This window comes from Enterobacter cloacae complex sp. P12RS (assembly GCF_014895875.1).
Taxonomy (GTDB): Bacteria; Pseudomonadota; Gammaproteobacteria; order Enterobacterales; family Enterobacteriaceae; genus Enterobacter; species Enterobacter bugandensis.
Map to the genome: position 1 here is coordinate 361 of NZ_JADBQO010000091.1, position 528 is coordinate 888.

The following is a 528-nucleotide window of genomic DNA, read 5'->3' on the forward strand; positions in this document are numbered from 1 at the left end:
GCGTGGATTTTTTTATTGCGAGTCTATCAATAGATAACTAGTTTTCCCGCTGGCCAAATACCTGACCATCCACAAGGCATATGACTAGCTTCATAAACATTAATCAATCCATTAAAAAAGAACGGTTCTCGTAGTAAAGAACTATACGCATCTTCAAGCAAGTAATTGACAAGATCCCATTTTAAGCTCTCAATCATTGAGATTTTCTCAGACTCTGGGAAGATTATTTTTGGGATAATATCAATCTCCACAACTTTCTTCGCTTCTTTGACCAAAGAGTTTCAGTATTGATATTTTTCAGTGTGTTTTATTGCGAGATAACCCGTTATTTCATTAACAGCCTCTAGGGTGGCACTCTCCAATTCATCACTATTGAGGCTTTTTATAAACAAGCTAAGGGACTGAGCCTGGAGAACCACAGGGAGTGTCGTCGCCTTACCAAGATTAACAAACCAATTAATTTTATTTAACCTGTCTATTGCTAGCTGGGATATTTTTATGTTTTAACCTGATTAATTCATCCTGGGA

General features: G+C 36.9%; 1 protein-coding gene. It reads right to left on the reverse strand.

Annotation, left to right across the window (positions count from 1 at the left end; translation table 11 throughout):
* Positions 1–26 precede the first annotated feature (26 nt).
* Positions 27–251 carry a hypothetical protein gene (locus tag IM284_RS23570; RefSeq protein WP_226838969.1) on the reverse strand — a complete coding sequence of 75 codons (225 nt, stop codon included), beginning with the start codon at positions 249–251 and terminating at the stop codon, positions 27–29.
* Between the last annotated feature and the right edge of the window lie 277 nt (positions 252–528).